This window comes from Bifidobacterium samirii, assembly GCF_003952945.1.
In the GTDB taxonomy this organism is placed as follows: domain Bacteria; phylum Actinomycetota; class Actinomycetes; order Actinomycetales; family Bifidobacteriaceae; genus Bifidobacterium; species Bifidobacterium samirii.
In genome coordinates, this window is the sequence record NZ_QXGK01000001.1 from 195,660 (window position 1) to 212,683 (window position 17,024).

Sequence of the window (17,024 nt, forward strand, 5' to 3'; positions counted from 1 at the left end):
CCGCATACGAGAGGAGGGCGGGAACCCCTGATGGGATTCCCGCCCTCCTGCGCTATATGCTCCCTCGCCTCACCGGCCGTCGCTGGCGACGGTGCCGGTGGGCGGGCCGGATCACTTCTGGCCCTGGGCGGCGACGGCGGCGGCACCGGCGGCGGCGGCCTCCGGGTCCAGATACTCGCCACGCGGCTTGATCGGCTTGAAGTTCTCGTCGAGCTCGTACAGCAGCGGCATCGCGGTCGGGATGTTGACCTTGGCGATCTCCTCTTCGGTCAGATCGTCGAGCATCTTGACGATGGCGCGCAGCGAGTTGCCGTGGGCGGCGATCATGACGGTCTTGCCGGCCTTGAGCTCCGGGATGATGTCGGACTCGAAGTACGGCTTGACGCGCTCGACCACGTCGGCCAGGCACTCGGTCTCCGGAACCGGATCGCCCGCGTAGCGCGGGTCGTTGTTCTGGGAGTACTGGTCGTTCGGATCGATCTCCGGCGGCGGGGTCGCGTAGGAGCGGCGCCACAGCATGAACTTCTCGTCGCCGTACTCCTCGCGGATCTCGGTCTTGTTCTTGCCCTGCAGAGCGCCGTAGTGACGCTCGTTGAGACGCCAGTTGCGCTTGACCGGAATCCACAGGCGGTCGGCCTCATCCAGCGCGACGTTGGCGGTGTTGATGGCGCGGCGCAGCATCGAGGTGAAGACGATGTCCGGGAGGACGTTCTTCTCCTTGAGCAGGCGGCCACCGTTCTTGGCCTCCTCGACACCCTGCTCGGTCAGCGGGACGTCGACCCAGCCGGTGAACTGATTGGTTTTGTTCCATGCGCTCTGTCCGTGACGGAGCAGTACCAGTTTGTAAGTCATAGGCCCCAGTCTACCGCCGTAACTCCCCCGACGCGCACCGTGTCCCGTTTTTCGCCGTCGGCCGCACCGCGATGTGACGATCCGTCACCATGCGCAGACCAGCGTGACGGCGGCGAACAGCAGCGGCTGGAATCCGGCGAAGGTCAGCGCCCTGCGCCAATCATGGTAGCGGACGTGACCCCAGACACAGGTCGCGAACACCAGCATGACGTAGCACGACGATACCGCCGCCGGCCTGGTCAGCGCCGCCGTCGCATAGGCGCACACCGCCCCGGCGAGCGTGCAGACGGCGAGCGCCCGCCGTGCGCCGCACTCCCCCAGTCGCACGGCCAGCGTGCGTTTGCCGTGCTCACGGTCGGCGTCCAGGTCACGCAGGTTGTTGACCATGAGCAGCGTCACCGATTCGAGTCCGACGCCGACCGCGCCAATCATGCCGGCCGCGTCGATGCGGCCGACGAGCGCGGCCTGCGTACCGAGCGTCGCCACGAGTCCGAAGAACACGAATACGAACACCTCACCCAATCCCCGGTAGCCGTACGGATGCCGCCCGCCCGTATAGCACCAGCCGGCCGGCAGGCACAGCGCGCCGACGACGATCAGCCACCATCGGCCGCTCACCGCAGCCACGCCCACGCCGGCGACACATGCGACCGCGGCGGCGATGCCGGCTGCGGCGAGCACATGACGCGGCGGCACGAGGCCCGACGCGACGAGCCGCTGCGGGCTGCCGGTCGCCGATTCGGCCGCGCCGCGACCGTCGTCGGTGCCGCGGATGCCGTCGGAATAGTCGTTGGCGAAGTTGACGGCGACCTGCATGCCGACGGCGACGACGGCGCACAGGATCGCGATCAGCCAGAATCGCGGCGTCCCGGCCGTCGTCATCGGATTCTGATCCGACACGGCGGGAGCGACGCAGCGTTCCAACAGCGGACGGGATGCGTCGCACACGTCCCGCAGGTCCAGCATCCACGCGCAGCAGGCGCCCACGATCACCGGCGCGACGCTCGCCGGCAGCGTCCGGGGCCGCATCCCCCGGATCCACAGTCCCATCGTTCCCCTGGTCATGCCGCCTATCATAACGGTCCCGGGTCAGCGGACCGGCGGGCAGCGTCGTCGATCGTATGGAATCGGGACTTCACATACGGATTGCGACGCAACGCGCCCCGCCGGCGTCGCAATCCGCATGGGAAACGGAATCTGCGAACGGATTGCGACGCGAACAGAGCCTGTTGCGTCGCAATCCGCACAGGAATCCACCTTCACATACGAACGACGACGTGACGCCCCCCCTGCCAGCGTCGCAATCGGTATGGGGATTGGGAATCATGTGCGAATTGCGACGTGGACGGAGCCTGTTGCGTCGCAATCCGCACGTCGTAATCGGTACGGGAACCCACCTTCACATACGAACGGCGACGCAACACACCCAGCCAGCGTCGCAATCCGTATGAGAAAGGGAATCCGCGAACAGATTGCGACGCGGACAGGGACTGTTGCGTCGCAACCGGTATGGGGATTGGGAATCGTATGCGGATTGCGACGCAAACGAGGGCCGCTCCGTCGCAATCCGTAAGGGAAATGGGTCCGGGAGGCTGCGGATATGGGTCCGGATATGCGTGTGCCCCGCCGGGATGGGCCGGCGGGGCACCGCGGAGGACACGCTGGCGAAAGGACGTCAGCGGGTCTTGCCGTAGGTCTTGAAGAAGACGCTCATCGCGGCGATGTAGAGCACGCCGACGGTCATCATGAGGATGGCGCCCAGCTGCATGCCCATCATGTCGGAGGCGAGGCCCATGAGCGGCGGGAAGATGGCGCCGCCGATCAGGCCGATCATCATGAGACCGGAGACCTCGTTCTGACGTTCCGGCATGTGCAGCAGGCCGGTGGTCAGCATGATGGAGAACACGTTCGCGTTGCCCATGCCCACGCAGGCGAGGCCGGCGTACGCGAGCAGCACCGGCATGCCCGGCACGGCGGCGAACAGGATGAAGCAGATGGAGGAGGCGACCATCAGGGCCGCGCAGCCGCGCAGGATCTGCTTGCGGGTGAACTTCTGCAGCAGCACCGAGCCGGACAGGCAGGCCAGGGTGCGGAACGCGAAGTAGACGCTGGTGGCGCCGCCGGCCGCCTCGATGGTCATGGACGAGTGCTCCATGAGGATCTTCGGCGCGGTGGCGTTGATGCCGACGTCGACGCCCACGTGGCACACGATGCCGAGGAAGCACAGCAGGATGACCGGGTTCTTGAGCAGCGACAGGCAGCTGGCGACGCTGGTCTCGCCGGCGTCCGGCTCGTTCTCCTCGATCTTGTCGAGGGACAGCATGACGAAGGTGAGCAGGCCGAACACCAGGTAGATCGGGTAGAGCAGCCACCACTTGCCGAAGGACACGGCGGCCCAGCCGGCGATCAGCGGGGCGATGAACGAGGCGATGGCCTTGACGAACTGGCCGAAGGTGAGCATGCCGGCGAGCTTCTCGTCGTGGGCGAGGTTGCCGACGAGCGGGTTGAGGGACACCTGCATGAAGGTGTTGCTGATGCCCAGCAGGCAGAAGGAGATGATCACGAAGACCAGCTGGACCATCTTGACTGGCACGATGTAGCCGATGACGGGCAGCAGGCAGCCGGCGGCGGCGATGCCGATGCCGAGCAGCACGGTCATGCGGCGGCCGATGCGGTTCATGAGCATGCCGGCCGGCACGGAGAGCACCAGGAACCAGAAGAAGGTCATGGTGGTGAAGATGTTGCTGACCGAATCGGACAGGCCGAAGTCGGACTGCACGTAGTTGGATGCGGTGCCGACGAGGTCGACGAAGCCCATCACGAAGAACGACATCATGACGGGGAGGAGGACGGCGAAAGGCGCGCTGCCGAGCTTGTCGGCCTGCGGGCGCTGGGACATCGAGGCGTTCACTGCGGTCTCTTTCTCTCTGAATACCGTTTCATGGTGCGGGGTGCGACGTCGGCATCGGCGACGGCACGACCGCGGCTTGAGGTACGAGGATGACTCGGTAACGCTTCCGCTCCGGCCCTCCGCATCGAGAGTGGCCTCACCGGCGAGGTGGTGGAATAACGCCTTCAATCGTTAACTATGTTAAAACTTAAACGAAGGAAACACAATTTGACGACACGCCGAAGCGGCGTCATCGGCAGGAGACAGCCCACTCCACGACTTCGCCCACCAGACGACGTCAGCCCAATGACACTTAACTGTCTTATGATTACCTTAATCGTGATACAGTTAATTACAACATCGTTAAGAAGGTTTGGTGGTTGGATGTTCGTCGCGCGTGAACACGAATTATGCACACTGGAACAGTTGTACGCCAGTGACACATTCGAGTTGGTCGTGTTGTACGGTCGCCGTCGGGTCGGTAAAACTGCGTTGATCGACGAGTTCACCAAAGACAAGCGGACGCTGTATTTCACGGCGATGCAGCAGAGCGCGAAACTGAACCTGCAGGATTTCTCTCGTGCGGCGCTGACTTTCTTCGGCATGCCCGACACCACCCCGTCGTTCACAGACTGGCCGTCGGCGCTGTCGTTCGTGGCGCAGCGCGCTCGCGAAACGGCAGAACGATTCGTGTTCGTGTTCGACGAGTTCCCTTATGCGGCCGCCAGCGAGCCCGCACTGCCGTCCATCATGCAGATCGCCATCGATCATGGACTGCTCGACACGAACGTGACGATGATCCTGTCCGGCAGCAACGAAGGATTCATGGAAAGCGACGTGCTGGGGCGCAAGAGTCCGCTGTATGGAAGGCGTACCGCGCAGATCAGGCTATTGCCGTTCGACTACGCGGACGCGGCGAAATTCCTCCCCGATACCCTGCCTCAAGACCGCGTGCGCTATTACGCAGCGTTCGGCGGTACCCCGTACTATCTGGCGCGAATCCGCGAATCCGAAGGATTCGAATCCAATGTAATTCGTCTGATGTTCGATACTCTCGGCCCTTTGCGGGAGGAGCCGATGATGCTGCTCCGTCAGGAGCTGCGGGAGCCCGCCGCCTACTATTCCGTGCTACAGGCCATCGCATCCGGTAATGCGACGCCGAAACTGATAGCGGAACACGCCGGTGTGGAATCAGACGCCATCGGCAACTATCTGAAGACGCTGTCGTCACTGCGCCTGATCGAACGCAAGGTGCCGTTCGGCGACAATCCCGACAAATCCCGCAAGGGCATGTACGGCATCGCCGACCCCTTTTTCGCGTACTGGTTCCGTTTCGTCGGGCGCAACATGGGCATCCTCGAAACTGGAGTGAGTGAACGGGTCGCACACAGGCTCGCATTCGGCCCCTCGTTCGACACATACGTCGGACAGCAGTTCGAAACCATCTGCCAGCAATGGCTCGTCCGTCGCAACGCCGACGGCGACCTGCCGTTCATCGCCACGCAATTCGGCAAATGGTGGGGCAACGATCCCATCGCCCGAGAACAGACCGACATTGACGTGATCGCCGCCGACCCGCAGGATAAGCGGATCCTGCTCGGCGAGTGCAAATGGCGTAATTCGTTCAACGAGACGGAGACCCTTGAACGATTGCACCGACGAGCCGCACTGATCCACGGATACCCGGCCGATAGCGCGCACTTCGTCCTCTTCACCAAGAACCCGGTTGGAGAGTCGACGCAAAACCGATACCAGCACAACGACGCCATGGCATTCATATCGACGGATGACCTGTACAGCTGAGGCCGGCGACTCGGGAGACGTGCCAGATTCGGCAGGCGATCGAATAACGCGATGAGGCGTTTCTCCTTGGGACCGCAGTCCCAAAAACGATGCCGCTCCCGGTCCGCGTGGTTCGCATTCGCACTGACCGTCTCTCCTTGTCACCGGCGCTAAGGAGAGACGGTCAGTACTGGTTAGAGACGAGGACGCCCCGGCCTTCGTCCATGCGGATGAAGGATTCTTGAAACACGCAGACCGCTGTCATACATAGTATTCGGATGATCTGGTGCTGCCTCGGTGGAGCACCAATCCTTCGGATTCCATGGACTTCAGCAGTCGCAGGGTCGTTGTGTAGCTTTTCCCGTAATGCTCGGCGATCTGCGGCACCGACGCCGAGCCTCCCAATGACCGGATGATTTGAACGATTCGATCGGTTTTCGACACCGCCAAGGCATCGTCTCCGGCGCCCCGGGCGATGACGCTTTCGTATACGGACTTCCCTCGCGCCACCACCACGCCCAGTGCAGACAGGTCGTGCAGGGCCAAGGCCACACGCTCCCGGTCGAGACTGGTCCTTCGGGCAATGTCGGATTCGTTCAACGCTCCGTACTGGTGCAACGCGGCAAGCACGATTAGCGATTCCGCCGGCAGCGATGATTCTCGTCTGGTGGTTGCATCGTCGATCAGACGCGCGAACGACTCATCTGCTGCGGTGTTGCGCAGAAACAGTACGACTTCTTCGGAGGTTGATTGTGAATAATCCGGCAGCGGACGACCGGAGATGACCGTTCTTGCGAAAATACGGTCGATGCCGCGTCCCGTCCGCTCTACGTATCCACACCGTTTCAGAATGTCGGCGAGTCGCGGATTCCTTGGCGTCGGCGATACGGTAAGGAGGTTTCCGAAATTGACGCCTCGCATGAACCCGCCCGGATTGGCCACAGTCAGTCCAGCCTCGTCGATCTGGAAACGCACCGGCGACATGATGGTGTAGTCACGATGGCAGAAAGCATTGGCCATGGCCTCGCGGAATGCGCTTTTGTCGAACACCGAGTAGTTTGCACGCTGGCTCCCCAGCATGATTTCCGTTTGCGGATTCCATGGAGCGAGAAGTTCCTCGACGCGTCGGAACATGCGGACCAGTGGCATTCTGATTCGCTCGTCCACAATCGGGGATCCGTCCTTCATGATCTGGAATGTCGCTGTTGCGGTCGGCACGCGACGCATGAGCGCCCGCTGCGTGCCGATCATCACGATTCCGGCGATTGTCGGCGTAGTCGCGCCGTCGCTGGCCCTCCGGGTCGTCAATCCCAATGCGCCGTCGAAATCCGCATCGGATAGGGATAGCATGTCGTCATCAGAGTGCGTGCGTGCGATTCCTTCTCTCAACATGTCTCTGGCCTGCGGGTCGAGGTCCGTCAGGACCGCTTCCGGAGCCGGCTGTGCGCTGTAGTCATAGCTGCCTATCGAGGACAGTCGGGAGACGAATTCATATGGATACATGGTGACGACTTCAGGTTCTCCGTTCGCCTTCAGCACACGATGCATGACCCTGCCGCCTTTCGTGCAGGTCAGCTGGGAGGATTCGTCGACGCCGATGGCAACCACGCGAAGATCACCGTCCCCCAGTATGACGGGACGAGTCTGTACCGGAGGGACCGTGTTGTTGAAGATATAAGCCGCCAACTGGGTGATGTTTCGGTGGCCTCGACTGACACCTGTGGGCGTGCCGTCGTCTTCGATGCCAAGATACAGTGTGCCGCCGCTGGTATTGGCGAATGCGACCACGTTGGCAATGATGACGGAGTCATCGATCGGACCGGACCGTTCGCTTTTGAACTCCACTTGAAGTGATTCCCTAGGCGGAATGTGCAGATGTCCTTCCAACGACACCAACCTTTCATTAATCCTATCGTCGGCGACATTAATCCTATCATTGATAGAATTAATGTCGCCGACGATAGGATTCGCCCCCAATCAAGTTTGCCGCCCGGAGAAAAGACAAGTACCGATTCCACGACATGACCATCGCCAGCTGCACGCCACTATTCCCAGACCCTGACGAGCAAGACCCGGTCCGCGCGGTTCGCATTCGCGCAGACCGGGTCTTGCCACCGGCGCAAAGAGCGACGGTCAGTACTGGTTGGAGACGAGGACCACCCGACCTTCGGCAACGTCGCGCAGGTGCCGGCCGTACGGGGACTTGCCGTACCGGTCCGCGGACTCCAACAGCGCGGCACGGTCGATCCACCCGTTCTCGAACGCGATCTCCTCCACCACCGCAATCGGCAGACCCTGGGCGCGCTGCACCGTACGCACGAACTCGCCCGCCTCGTACAGCGAATCCATCGTGCCGGTGTCCAGCCACGCATAGCCGCGGCCCAGCGTGCGCACGCTGAGCGAGCCGTCCTCCAGATACATGCGGTTGAGGTCCGTGATCTCCAGTTCACCTCGCGCGGACGGGCGCACACGCTTGGCGAACTCCACCACGCGATGATCATAGAAGTACAGGCCAGTCACTGCGTAATTACTGGCCGGATGCTCCGGTTTCTCCACGATGGACCGTACTCTGCCGCTGTCGTGTCCGTCGAATTCGATGACGCCGTACCGTTCGGGATCGTCCACCCAGTAGCCGAATATCGTGGCCCCCACTCCGGTTTCGGCTTTTTCGGCGGCTTTGAGCAGCGTTCGCCGCAGTCCGTTGCCGTAGAAGATGTTGTCGCCCAATACCAGCGCGCACGGCTCGCCGTCGATGAATTCCTCGCCGATCAGGAACGCCTGGGCCAATCCGTCCGGCGACGGCTGCTCCTTGTAGGAGAAGCGCACGCCGTATTGCGTTCCATCGCCGAGCAGGTGTTGGAAATTCGGTAGGTCCTTCGGCGTGGAGATGATGAGGATGTCGCGGATTCCGGCCATCATCAGCACCGACAGCGGGTAGAAGATCATCGGCTTGTCGTACACGGGAAGCAGTTGCTTCGATGTGACCGTGGTCAGCGGGTATAGTCTCGTTCCCGCGCCGCCGGCCAGTATGATGCCTTTCATCGACGTCCTCCGTTCCTTTCCGGTTTCGCCGTTACGCGTCAGCCTATCGTATCGGCGTTGCTCATGTTTCGTTCCGATGGATGCCGGCCGGTTTGTCTGCGGATGATTGATACAGCTCGATGGATGGCCTCTCCGATTAGATGACCGGATGAATCTCTCCCCTCCCATTCCGGATTTCGGATTCACGATATGCTGAGACCATTGTGAGGACGTCCACAGATGGGGTCAGTCGTTTTCATATCCGACGATTCGCCGCCGGCTCACTGGCCCTGCCGCTTGTACTTCGCCTCGGTCGCGGCCTTGGCCGGCTCCCACCAGGCACGGTTGGCCACGTACCAGTCGATCGTCTCGCGGATGCCCGCCTGGAAGTCCGTATGCTTCGGCTCCCAGCCCAGCTCGGTGCGCAGCTTCGTCGCGTCGATGGCGTAGCGGCGGTCATGGCCCGGACGGTCCTTGACCCAGTCGAAGTCGTCCGCGTCCCTGCCCATGACGGTCAGGATGTCCCGGAGCACGGTCAGGTTGTTCCGTTCGCCGTCCGCGCCGATCAGGTACGTCTCGCCCAGACGACCCTTGGTCAGGATGGTCCACACGGCCGAGCTGTGGTCCTCGGTGTGGATCCAGTCGCGCACGTTCAGACCGTCGCCGTACAGCTTCGGACGCTGGCCCTCCAGGATGTTCGTGATCTGACGCGGGATGAACTTCTCCACGTGCTGGAACGGACCGTAGTTGTTGGAGCAGTTGCTGATCGTCATGCGCACCCCGAACGTGCGGTGCCAGGCGCGCACCAGCAGGTCCGAGCTCGCCTTCGTGGACGAGTACGGGCTGGACGGATGGTACGGGGTCTCCTCGGTGAACCTCGCCGGATCGTCCAGCGCGAGGTCGCCGTACACCTCGTCCGTGCTCACGTGATGGTAGCGCACATCGTACTTGCGCGCGGCCTCCAGCAGTCGGTACGTGCCCTCCACGTTCGTGCGCAGGAACGGCTCCGGGTTGGCGATGGAGTTGTCGTTGTGCGACTCGGCCGCGTAGTGCACGATCGCGTCATGCCCCGGCACCAGACGGTCCAGGAGCTCAGCGTCGCAGATGTCGCCGTGCACGAACTCCACACGATCCCCCAGAATGCCCCTGATGTTCTCCAGGTTGCCCGCATAGGTCAGCGCGTCCAGTACGGTGACATGCACGTCGGGATGGTTGTTGTACACGTAGTGAACGAAGTTCGAACCGATGAAACCACAACCACCGGTCACAATGATGTTGCACGGAGCGAAAAGATCTTCAACCATACCGCGCTACCTTACTCTCACGCACCTGCCCCCCGGTTTTCTTCCCCTTGGATATACAGAGATTCGCCCCACGTACGGAAACGCCCATGATCGAACACGGAGTAGCAGTCAATCTGATTCATCGACTATCATGAAGAAGCTGGTACTTGCTGTGGGGGTCTAGTGTCAGGCCTCGATTCATAAGACAGACAAGACACTTAACCGATGAAGGGAGCGGAGCGATGGCATCTATCACTGTACATCCGGCTACGCTCCGGTGGGCCGTCAACCAGAGCGGCGTGGATCCACTGGCTGTTGCGCATAAGGAAGGGCTCGCGGATTTCCCGCATTGGCTCAATGAATCCGATCCAGTGCAGCTATCTTTCACTAAATTGTCCGCAATCGGCTCTGCATTACATATTCCATTCGGTGCGCTAGTACGTTCCGTGGTTCCCGAATCCCATGACGAGAGTCTGATACGTTACCGCACAATCGATAACCGTGACGTAGCACCAAGCCGGAATCTTACCGATACGATTGCCATCATGCGGAATCGGCAGGATTGGGCGCGAGATGAAATGATTGCTCAGGGGTTCGACGAGAATCTGTTAGTAGGTAGTGTAGCGTTACCTACCTCCGCGCGGAATCTTGCTCTACGTATCCGGGAAGGATTAACACTAGACCCAGGTTGGAGTCTCCATAAAACAAACGACCAGCGCTTCCGTTTCCTGCGCGATAAGGCATCCGATGCAGGAATGATGGTTATGGTGGATTCCAAGGTCGGCACAGCCAATTCCCGGCGTCTGGACGTAAGTGAATTCCGAGCGTTCGTGCTTCTGGATAAGGTGGCACCACTGATTTTCATCAATCGGAACGATTCCTATACGGCGATGTTATTTTCTCTGCTGCATGAAATCGGCCATGTGTTGTTGGGATCCAATGAAGTGTATAACGATAATGGATTCTCTGGGGAAAATGATACGGAACGACTCATCAATCAGGCGATTGTGTTGACCGTCGTAGATGATGATGAGCAATTCCGCAACTATTGGGGAGTTCAGCGCAGGAAAACCGGAGATGCGACGTTCGGATCGGAACTGTATAGTGTAGTGGATACTCGATCTCTTAAACTCGCGGCAACAGCGTTCGCGATCTCAGCCGCTTCCTCGGGGTCGGTACCCGACACCGTAATATCAATCATGTACGTCTCGTTCGGCCGCGTGGCAAACACGCTCGCCGCCAAATCGTTTACGCTGATCTGCAGCCCTAGTTCGGCAATCACCGGTTGCAGAATCGCCTCGGTTTTAACCAGATTCGGATACGACTTGAGCTGAGTGTTGATATACGAGGTGGCAGAATATCTCGTAGACACGGATGCCCCGCCTTTATAGCTCGCAAAAACAGTAGCCGTAGCGGAATATGTCGGAATTCGGGTGAACGCATACATACTCATTCCGGCTACGACCACTACTAATGCAATCAAGGCAGGGATTATATGGCGTCTGATCACTTTCAAAAGTCCCACGAGCGTCATCATTCGCCTCCCCCCCTCTCGTGACAGCACCCTGTCAATCCTATATGGTGGCCACTACCAATCCGCACGATTCACAGGTCCGGAGATCCGCCGAGGCAACGCCCTATGTCACCATGGCGGATCTCCGTGCAGGCTATACGCCCACTGCACTACGACATCTACCGAGACTTACAGCGCCAGCGGCTTGACCAGCGGGAAGGTGATGGTCTCGCGGATCGTGGCGCCGGTCAGGGCGATGAGCAGTCGGTCGATGCCCATGCCGGTGCCGCCGGCCGGCGGCATGCCCACGCCGAGGGCCTCCAGGAAGTCCTCGTCGATGTCGCAGGCCTCCTCGTCGCCAGCCATCGCGGCCTTCGCCTGCTCGACGAAGCGCTCGCGCTGCACGACCGGGTCGTTGAGCTCGGAGTAGCCGGTGGCCAGCTCGAAGCCGCGCACGTACAGATCCCACTTCTCGACCACGCCCGGCTTGGAACGGTGGCCCTTGACCAGCGGGGACGTCTCGACCGGGAAGTCGCGCACGAAGGTCGGCTCCCACAGCTTGTCCTCGTAGAAGTGCTCCCACAGGTGCTCGACGAGCTTGCCGTGATTCTCCACGTCGTCGCGCTCCACGCCCAGCTTGTCGGCGATGGCGCCCAGATGCTCCACGGACGTGCCCGGATGCTCGGGGCCGCCGTTGGGGACGATCTCCTCGCCCAGCGCCTCGGACAGCGAGTCGTACATGCTGATCGACTTCCATTCGCCGCCGAGGTCGTATTCGGTGCCGTCGAGCAGCGTGACCTTGTGCGAGCCGAAGACGTCCATCGCGGTCTTCTGCACGAGCTCCTTGACGAGCTGGCCGATCGTGTCGTAGTTGCCGTACGCCTGGTACGCCTCGAGCATCGTGAACTCGGGGGCGTGCGTCGCGTCGACGCCCTCGTTGCGGAAGTCGCGGTTGATCTCGAACACGCGGTCGATGCCGCCCACGAGGCAGCGCTTGAGGAACAGCTCCGGCGCGATGCGCAGGTACAGGTCCAGGTCGAACGCGTTCATGTGCGTGGTGAACGGGCGGGCAGCGGCGCCGCCGTGCACGGTCTGCAGCATCGGGGTCTCCACCTCGATGAAGTCGTGCGAGGCGAACGTGGAGCGCAGCGAGGCGACGGCCTTGGAGCGGTTGCGCACCATGTTGCGGATGTTCTCGTCGGCGATCATGCCGATGTACGGCTTGCGGGTGCGCGTGTCGTCGTTGAGTTCCTTGTGCAGGGCCGGCAGCGGCTGCAGCGCCTTGGCGGCGATCGCCCACTCGGTCGCGAACACGGACAGCTCGCCGGTCTTGGACGAGATGACGCGGCCGCGCAGATACAGGTGGTCGCCCAGGTCGACCAGCTGCTTGAACTGCTTGATCGAGTCGGCGCCGACCTCCTTCTTGGAGATCATGCCCTGGATCTTGGTGCCGTCGCCGGCGGACAGCTGCACGAAGCACAGGCCGCCCGCGTTGCGCACGAACAGCACGCGGCCGGCGATGCCCACCACGTCCTCGGTCTCCTGACCGGCCTCGAGCTTGCCGTCGTATGCGGCGCGCACCTGCTCGATCGTATGGTCGACGTCCAGCGTGACCGGATACGGGTCCATGCCGTTCTCCAGCATCATCGCACGCTTGGCGACACGCATCTGCACCTGCTCGGGGTGCGCCAGCGGGCCGAACTCCTTGTTCGACGGGTCGACGGCCTCGTCGAGGGTCGCACCGCCCTTGATGCGCTCGCGGATCGCCGCGTCCTGCGCGAGCAGCATCTCGGCGCGCTCGACGGTGGTCATCGCGGGGGCCTGCACAGCCTCGTCCGCGGTCTCGTTCGCTTGGGATTCTTGGGATTCACACATAGTCGCCCAGTGTAGCGAACCGTCGATACAGTGCCACGACACGCCGAGGTTTGACTCTGCGCCCGGAAACGGTAATATATCCAATCGTTGCCAAACGGGCTGTAGCGCAGCTTGGTAGCGCGCTTCGTTCGGGACGAAGAGGCCGCGGGTTCAAATCCCGCCAGCCCGACCAGATAAGGGAATCATCGCTTGCGATGGTTCCCTTTTCTTATATCGTCGCCCGGCGGATCGGGGCGACGGGATCGCAGTCGGCCCGCCGGCGCCCCGTCGCAGGTCCCGTCGCCGCCGTCGCCGACGCCCCACCACCCCTGAAGGAAAGCAATGAAGAAGAGTCTTCTCGCGCTCGCATCGGGCGCGTTCATCCTCGGCGCGGCCGAATTCGTGATGATGGGCATCCTGCCGCAGGCGGCCGCCGCGACCGGCGTGGACATCCCCACCGCCGGCCACTACATCTCCGCGTACGCGATCGGCGTGTGCGTCGGCACGCTGATGCTCGTGTTCGGCCGCAAGGTGCCGCCGCGCACGCTCATCGTCGCGTTCATGGCGATCGCGTTCGCCGGCAACCTGATGTCGGTGTTCGCGCCGAACGCGCCGGTGCTGCTCGTCGCGCGCTTCATCGCCGGCCTGCCGCACGGCGCGTTCTTCGGCACGGCGACGCTCATCGCCAAGACCCTGGCCGAGAAGGGCAAGGAGGCGCAGGCCGTCTCGATGATGGTGACCGGCCAGACCGTGGCGAACATGCTGGGCGTGCCCGCCGGCACGCTGATGGCCGAGTTCCTGTCGTGGCGACTCGCGTTCGGCATCCTCGCCGCGTGGGCGGCGATGACGATCGTGCTGGCGCGCACGTGGATTCCGTTCGTCGCGCCGGTCGAGGACGCGGGTCTGTTCGGCCAGTTCCGCTTCCTCACCAAGCCCGGCCCGTGGGTGATCCTGCTGGCCGTGTTCACCGGCAACGCGGGCGTGTTCTGCTGGTGGAGCTACGTGTCGCCGTGGCTGCAGAAGACCGGCGGCTGGTCGTCGTCGCTGGTGCCGCTGCTCATGATGCTCGCCGGCTTCGGCATGGTGCTGGGCGGCCTGATGGGCGGCCGTCTGACGGACCGCTGGCGTCACGCCGGCGCCGCCGCCGTCGGCCAGCTGATCTCCTGCTCGGGTCTGCTGCTCGTGCTGGTGCTGCCGGGCAACCTGTGGACGACGATGCTGCTGACGTTCTGGATCGCCGTCGGCCTGTTCTTCACGTCCGCCCCGCAGCAGCTGCTCATGACGGAGGCCGGTCGTGGCGGCGGCGAGCTGATCGCCGGCGCCGCCGTGCAGGTCGCGTTCAACTTCGGCAACGCGGTCGGGTCGATCGTGGGCGGCATGATGCTCAACGCGTTCGCGATGGACTACCGGTTCACCGGCCTGGGCGGCATGCCGCTGGGCCTGATCGCCGTGGCCCTGCTCGCCGGCTATTCGTGGCGCTGCGAGGGCGCGGCCCGGCGCTGACGCCGCCGCCGCACAGCCGTCGTTCGACAGACGCCCGACTCCGTGTCGTATTCACGGGGCCGGGCGTTTCGTTTTCCCGGACACGCTCCTACACTGAGGCACGACGCAACGAGACAGGACGGAATCGCCGCGACGGCGGCGGAAGGAACGGCATCATGGCACATGACGACGGATATGAGGAAGACGCATATGACGAAGACGGATCCGAGGAGCGCGAGACGGTCGGCACGTTCGACGCCGACGCGTTCCTGAGCGGGCTCGACAAGATCTTCGCCGCGCACGAGGGCGCCACCAAGGCCGGCCCGTATCTCGAACAGGCGGCCGTCGACGCGGAGAACGCCGGCGACGACGCCGGCCTGCTCACCGTGCTCAACGAGACGATCGGCTACTACCGTTCGCAGGGACGGCATGCCGAGAACCAGTGGGTCATCCAGCGCGCGCTCGAACTCGCCGCCCGCATGGGACTGGAGGGCAGCGACGCGTGGACCGGCACGCTCATCAACGCGGCCACCGGCATGCGCGCCGCCGGCCGGCACAACCAGGCCGAGGACCTGTACCGCATGGCCCTGCGGTCGGCCGAACGCACCCTCTCCCCCATCGACCGCCGGCTCGCCGCCCTGCACAACAACCTGTCGATGCTGTACAGCGAGACCGACCGCGCGCATCAGGCGGAGATCGAGCTGCGCGAGGCGCTGCGCATCCTCGAATCGGCCAGCGTCAACGCCGGCGAGGACATCGACGTGGCGTCCACGAACACCAACCTCGCGCTCGTGCTGCTCGCCGAAGACAAGCTGGAGGAGGCCGAACGCCATGCGGCCACCGCGCTCGGCATCTACCGTGCTGGGCATCTCGAGCACGAGGCGCACTACGCGTCGGCGCTGGCCGGCTACGCCCAGGTGCGGTTCGCGGCCGGCGAGTACGGCTGCGCGGCCGCCTGGTACCGCCGCGCGCTCGCGGTCATCGAGGAATGCTACGGCACCGACGCCGACTCGTATGCGACGACCGCCGACAATCTGCGCCGCGCCGAGGAGGAGGCGCGCCGCGCCGGCCAGCCGGTCGGCGACGACGCCGCCGACGATGCCGCCGCACATGATGCGGGCACGTCCGGCGACGACGCGCGCGCCGCGGCCATGTCCGGCGGTGCGGCGACGTCCGCCGCACCGTCCGTCACACCGTCCACTGCACCGTCCGACGCGCCGGCGAACGCCCCTGAGCAGTCGTCGGCTTCGGATGCGGCCCGGCAGCTGACGGGCCTGCAGCTGGCGCGCGCGTTCTGGAACGAGGTCGGCCGGCCGATGGTCGAGGCGAAGTATCCGGAGTATCGTGGCCGCATCGCCGCCGGACTGGTCGGGCACGGGTCGGAGTGCTACGGGTTCGACGACGCGCGTTCGCGCGACCATGATTTCGGCCCGCGGTTCTGCCTGTGGCTCACCGACGAGGATTATGCGCGGATCGGCGAGCGTCTGCAGGCCGATTACGAGGCGTTGCCGGGGGTGCGTTCCGGGTCGTTCATGGGTGTGCCGGCGGCTGCGGCGACGCCGCGCGCGCAGGGGGCAGGCCGTCGTGACGGCGTGTTCGCGATCGGGGATTTCTTCGAGTCGATCACCGGCTATCGGATGGCGCCGGCGGAGGATCATCCGTATGAGTGGATGATGCTGGATGAGGCGACGTTGGCTGCGGCGACGAACGGCGAGGTGTTCGCCGACCCGTTGGGCGCGTTCTCGAAGGCGCGGCAGGGGTTCAAGCTGATGCCGGAGGATGTGCGCCTGGCGTTGGTTTCGCGGCGCCTGGGCATGATGGCTCAGGCGGGCCAGTATAACGTGCCGCGCATGCTGGAGCGCGGCGATGGGGCGGCCGCGTGGCTGGCGGTGGACGAGTTCGTGCGGGCCGCGGCGTCGCTGGTGTTCCTGCTCAACCAGCCGGTGTCGGTGGGGTATCTGCCGTATTACAAGTGGTCGTTCGCGGCGCTGCGTCGGCTGAGCGGCCGGCTGGCGACGCGGCTCGCGGATGTGTGCGACCAGTTGGAGTCGTTGATGCGTCTGGCGTCGGCGGCCTGCTATGGCGGCGCCGGGTTCGGTGAGGGCGGCCGTGGCGCGGCTCCGGCGGCGGCGCAGGTGACGGGTGCGATCGAACGGATCTGCGGAGAGGTGGTGGCCGAACTGCGCCGTGAGGGGCTGACGCCGAGCGGGGATTCGTTCCTGGAGTGGCAGCGGCCGTATGTCGAGGAGCATATCGTCTCGCAGGAGCCCTGCCTGCATTCGCTGTAGGCGGCGCGGTCGGTACAGTTGGTGCCGTGACGATGGTTGCCGTGGATCCGGTTCGCCGG

At 63.4% G+C, this 17,024-nt stretch carries 11 protein-coding genes, 1 tRNA gene and 1 pseudogene; 5 read left to right on the plus strand and 8 right to left on the minus strand.

The genetic code is table 11. The annotated features are described in order from the left end of the window. Positions 1 to 111 precede the first annotated feature (111 nt). From D2E24_RS00775 to D2E24_RS00785, 3 genes are all read right to left on the minus strand, one after another. The gene (locus tag D2E24_RS00775; RefSeq protein WP_125967412.1) at positions 112 to 852 is read right to left on the minus strand and encodes a phosphoglyceromutase; all 741 of its coding nucleotides are present in this window, start codon (positions 850 to 852) and stop codon (positions 112 to 114) included. A gap of 84 nt (positions 853 to 936) precedes the next feature. Continuing rightward, complete coding sequence (gene menA / locus D2E24_RS00780) at positions 937 to 1,917, minus strand: 1,4-dihydroxy-2-naphthoate octaprenyltransferase (RefSeq protein ID WP_125967413.1); 981 nt, start codon at positions 1,915 to 1,917, stop codon at positions 937 to 939. Positions 1,918 to 2,527: 610 nt separating this feature from the next. Continuing rightward, positions 2,528 to 3,763: an MFS transporter gene (locus D2E24_RS00785; RefSeq protein ID WP_241222787.1), complete on the minus strand. Its 1,236-nt coding sequence runs from the start codon at positions 3,761 to 3,763 to the stop codon at positions 2,528 to 2,530. 303 nt (positions 3,764 to 4,066) lie between these two features. Here D2E24_RS00785 and D2E24_RS00790 point away from each other — a divergent pair, with 303 nt between their 5' ends. Next, positions 4,067 to 5,545 (plus strand): ATP-binding protein, encoded by a 1,479-nt coding sequence (locus D2E24_RS00790; RefSeq protein ID WP_241222788.1) that lies wholly within the window; start codon positions 4,067 to 4,069, stop codon positions 5,543 to 5,545. A 240-nt stretch (positions 5,546 to 5,785) separates the two neighbouring features. Here D2E24_RS00790 and D2E24_RS00795 read toward each other — a convergent pair whose 3' ends face one another. The 3 genes from D2E24_RS00795 to rfbB form a co-directional block, all read right to left on the minus strand. Then, positions 5,786 to 7,411, minus strand: coding sequence for an RNA-binding domain-containing protein (locus tag D2E24_RS00795; RefSeq protein WP_164520944.1), 1,626 nt, complete (start codon positions 7,409 to 7,411; stop codon positions 5,786 to 5,788). A gap of 246 nt (positions 7,412 to 7,657) precedes the next feature. Further along, positions 7,658 to 8,566: a glucose-1-phosphate thymidylyltransferase RfbA gene (gene rfbA / locus D2E24_RS00800; RefSeq protein WP_125967416.1), complete on the minus strand. Its 909-nt coding sequence runs from the start codon at positions 8,564 to 8,566 to the stop codon at positions 7,658 to 7,660. A gap of 260 nt (positions 8,567 to 8,826) precedes the next feature. Next, complete coding sequence (gene rfbB / locus D2E24_RS00805; RefSeq protein ID WP_125967417.1) at positions 8,827 to 9,849, minus strand: dTDP-glucose 4,6-dehydratase; 1,023 nt, start codon at positions 9,847 to 9,849, stop codon at positions 8,827 to 8,829. 743 nt (positions 9,850 to 10,592) lie between these two features. Here rfbB and D2E24_RS10750 point away from each other — a divergent pair. After that, positions 10,593 to 11,162: an ImmA/IrrE family metallo-endopeptidase gene (locus D2E24_RS10750; protein WP_420897457.1), complete on the plus strand. Its 570-nt coding sequence runs from the start codon at positions 10,593 to 10,595 to the stop codon at positions 11,160 to 11,162. Here D2E24_RS10750 and D2E24_RS10755 read toward each other — a convergent pair. Next, positions 11,156 to 11,365 (minus strand): annotated as a pseudogene (locus tag D2E24_RS10755) (Wzz/FepE/Etk N-terminal domain-containing protein); the annotation flags it as partial. The gene D2E24_RS10750 and the pseudogene D2E24_RS10755 sit on opposite strands and share 7 nt — an antisense overlap. A 165-nt stretch (positions 11,366 to 11,530) precedes the next feature. Beyond that, a complete protein-coding gene (gene lysS, locus D2E24_RS00820; RefSeq protein ID WP_125967420.1) occupies positions 11,531 to 13,216 on the minus strand; it encodes a lysine--tRNA ligase in 1,686 nt (561 codons plus the stop codon). A 95-nt stretch (positions 13,217 to 13,311) separates the two neighbouring features. On the opposite strand from lysS, the gene D2E24_RS00825 reads away from it, so the two are divergent. The 3 genes from D2E24_RS00825 to D2E24_RS00835 all read left to right on the plus strand — a co-directional run bounded on the left by D2E24_RS00825 (position 13,312) and on the right by D2E24_RS00835 (position 16,965). After that, positions 13,312 to 13,388, plus strand: a tRNA-Pro gene (locus D2E24_RS00825). 149 nt (positions 13,389 to 13,537) lie between these two features. Further along, entirely contained in the window at positions 13,538 to 14,698 is a 1,161-nt protein-coding gene (locus D2E24_RS00830) for an MFS transporter (protein ID WP_125967421.1), read from the plus strand. 155 nt (positions 14,699 to 14,853) lie between these two features. Beyond that, complete coding sequence (locus D2E24_RS00835) at positions 14,854 to 16,965, plus strand: DUF4037 domain-containing protein (protein WP_125967422.1); 2,112 nt, start codon at positions 14,854 to 14,856, stop codon at positions 16,963 to 16,965. Positions 16,966 to 17,024: the final 59 nt, after the last annotated feature.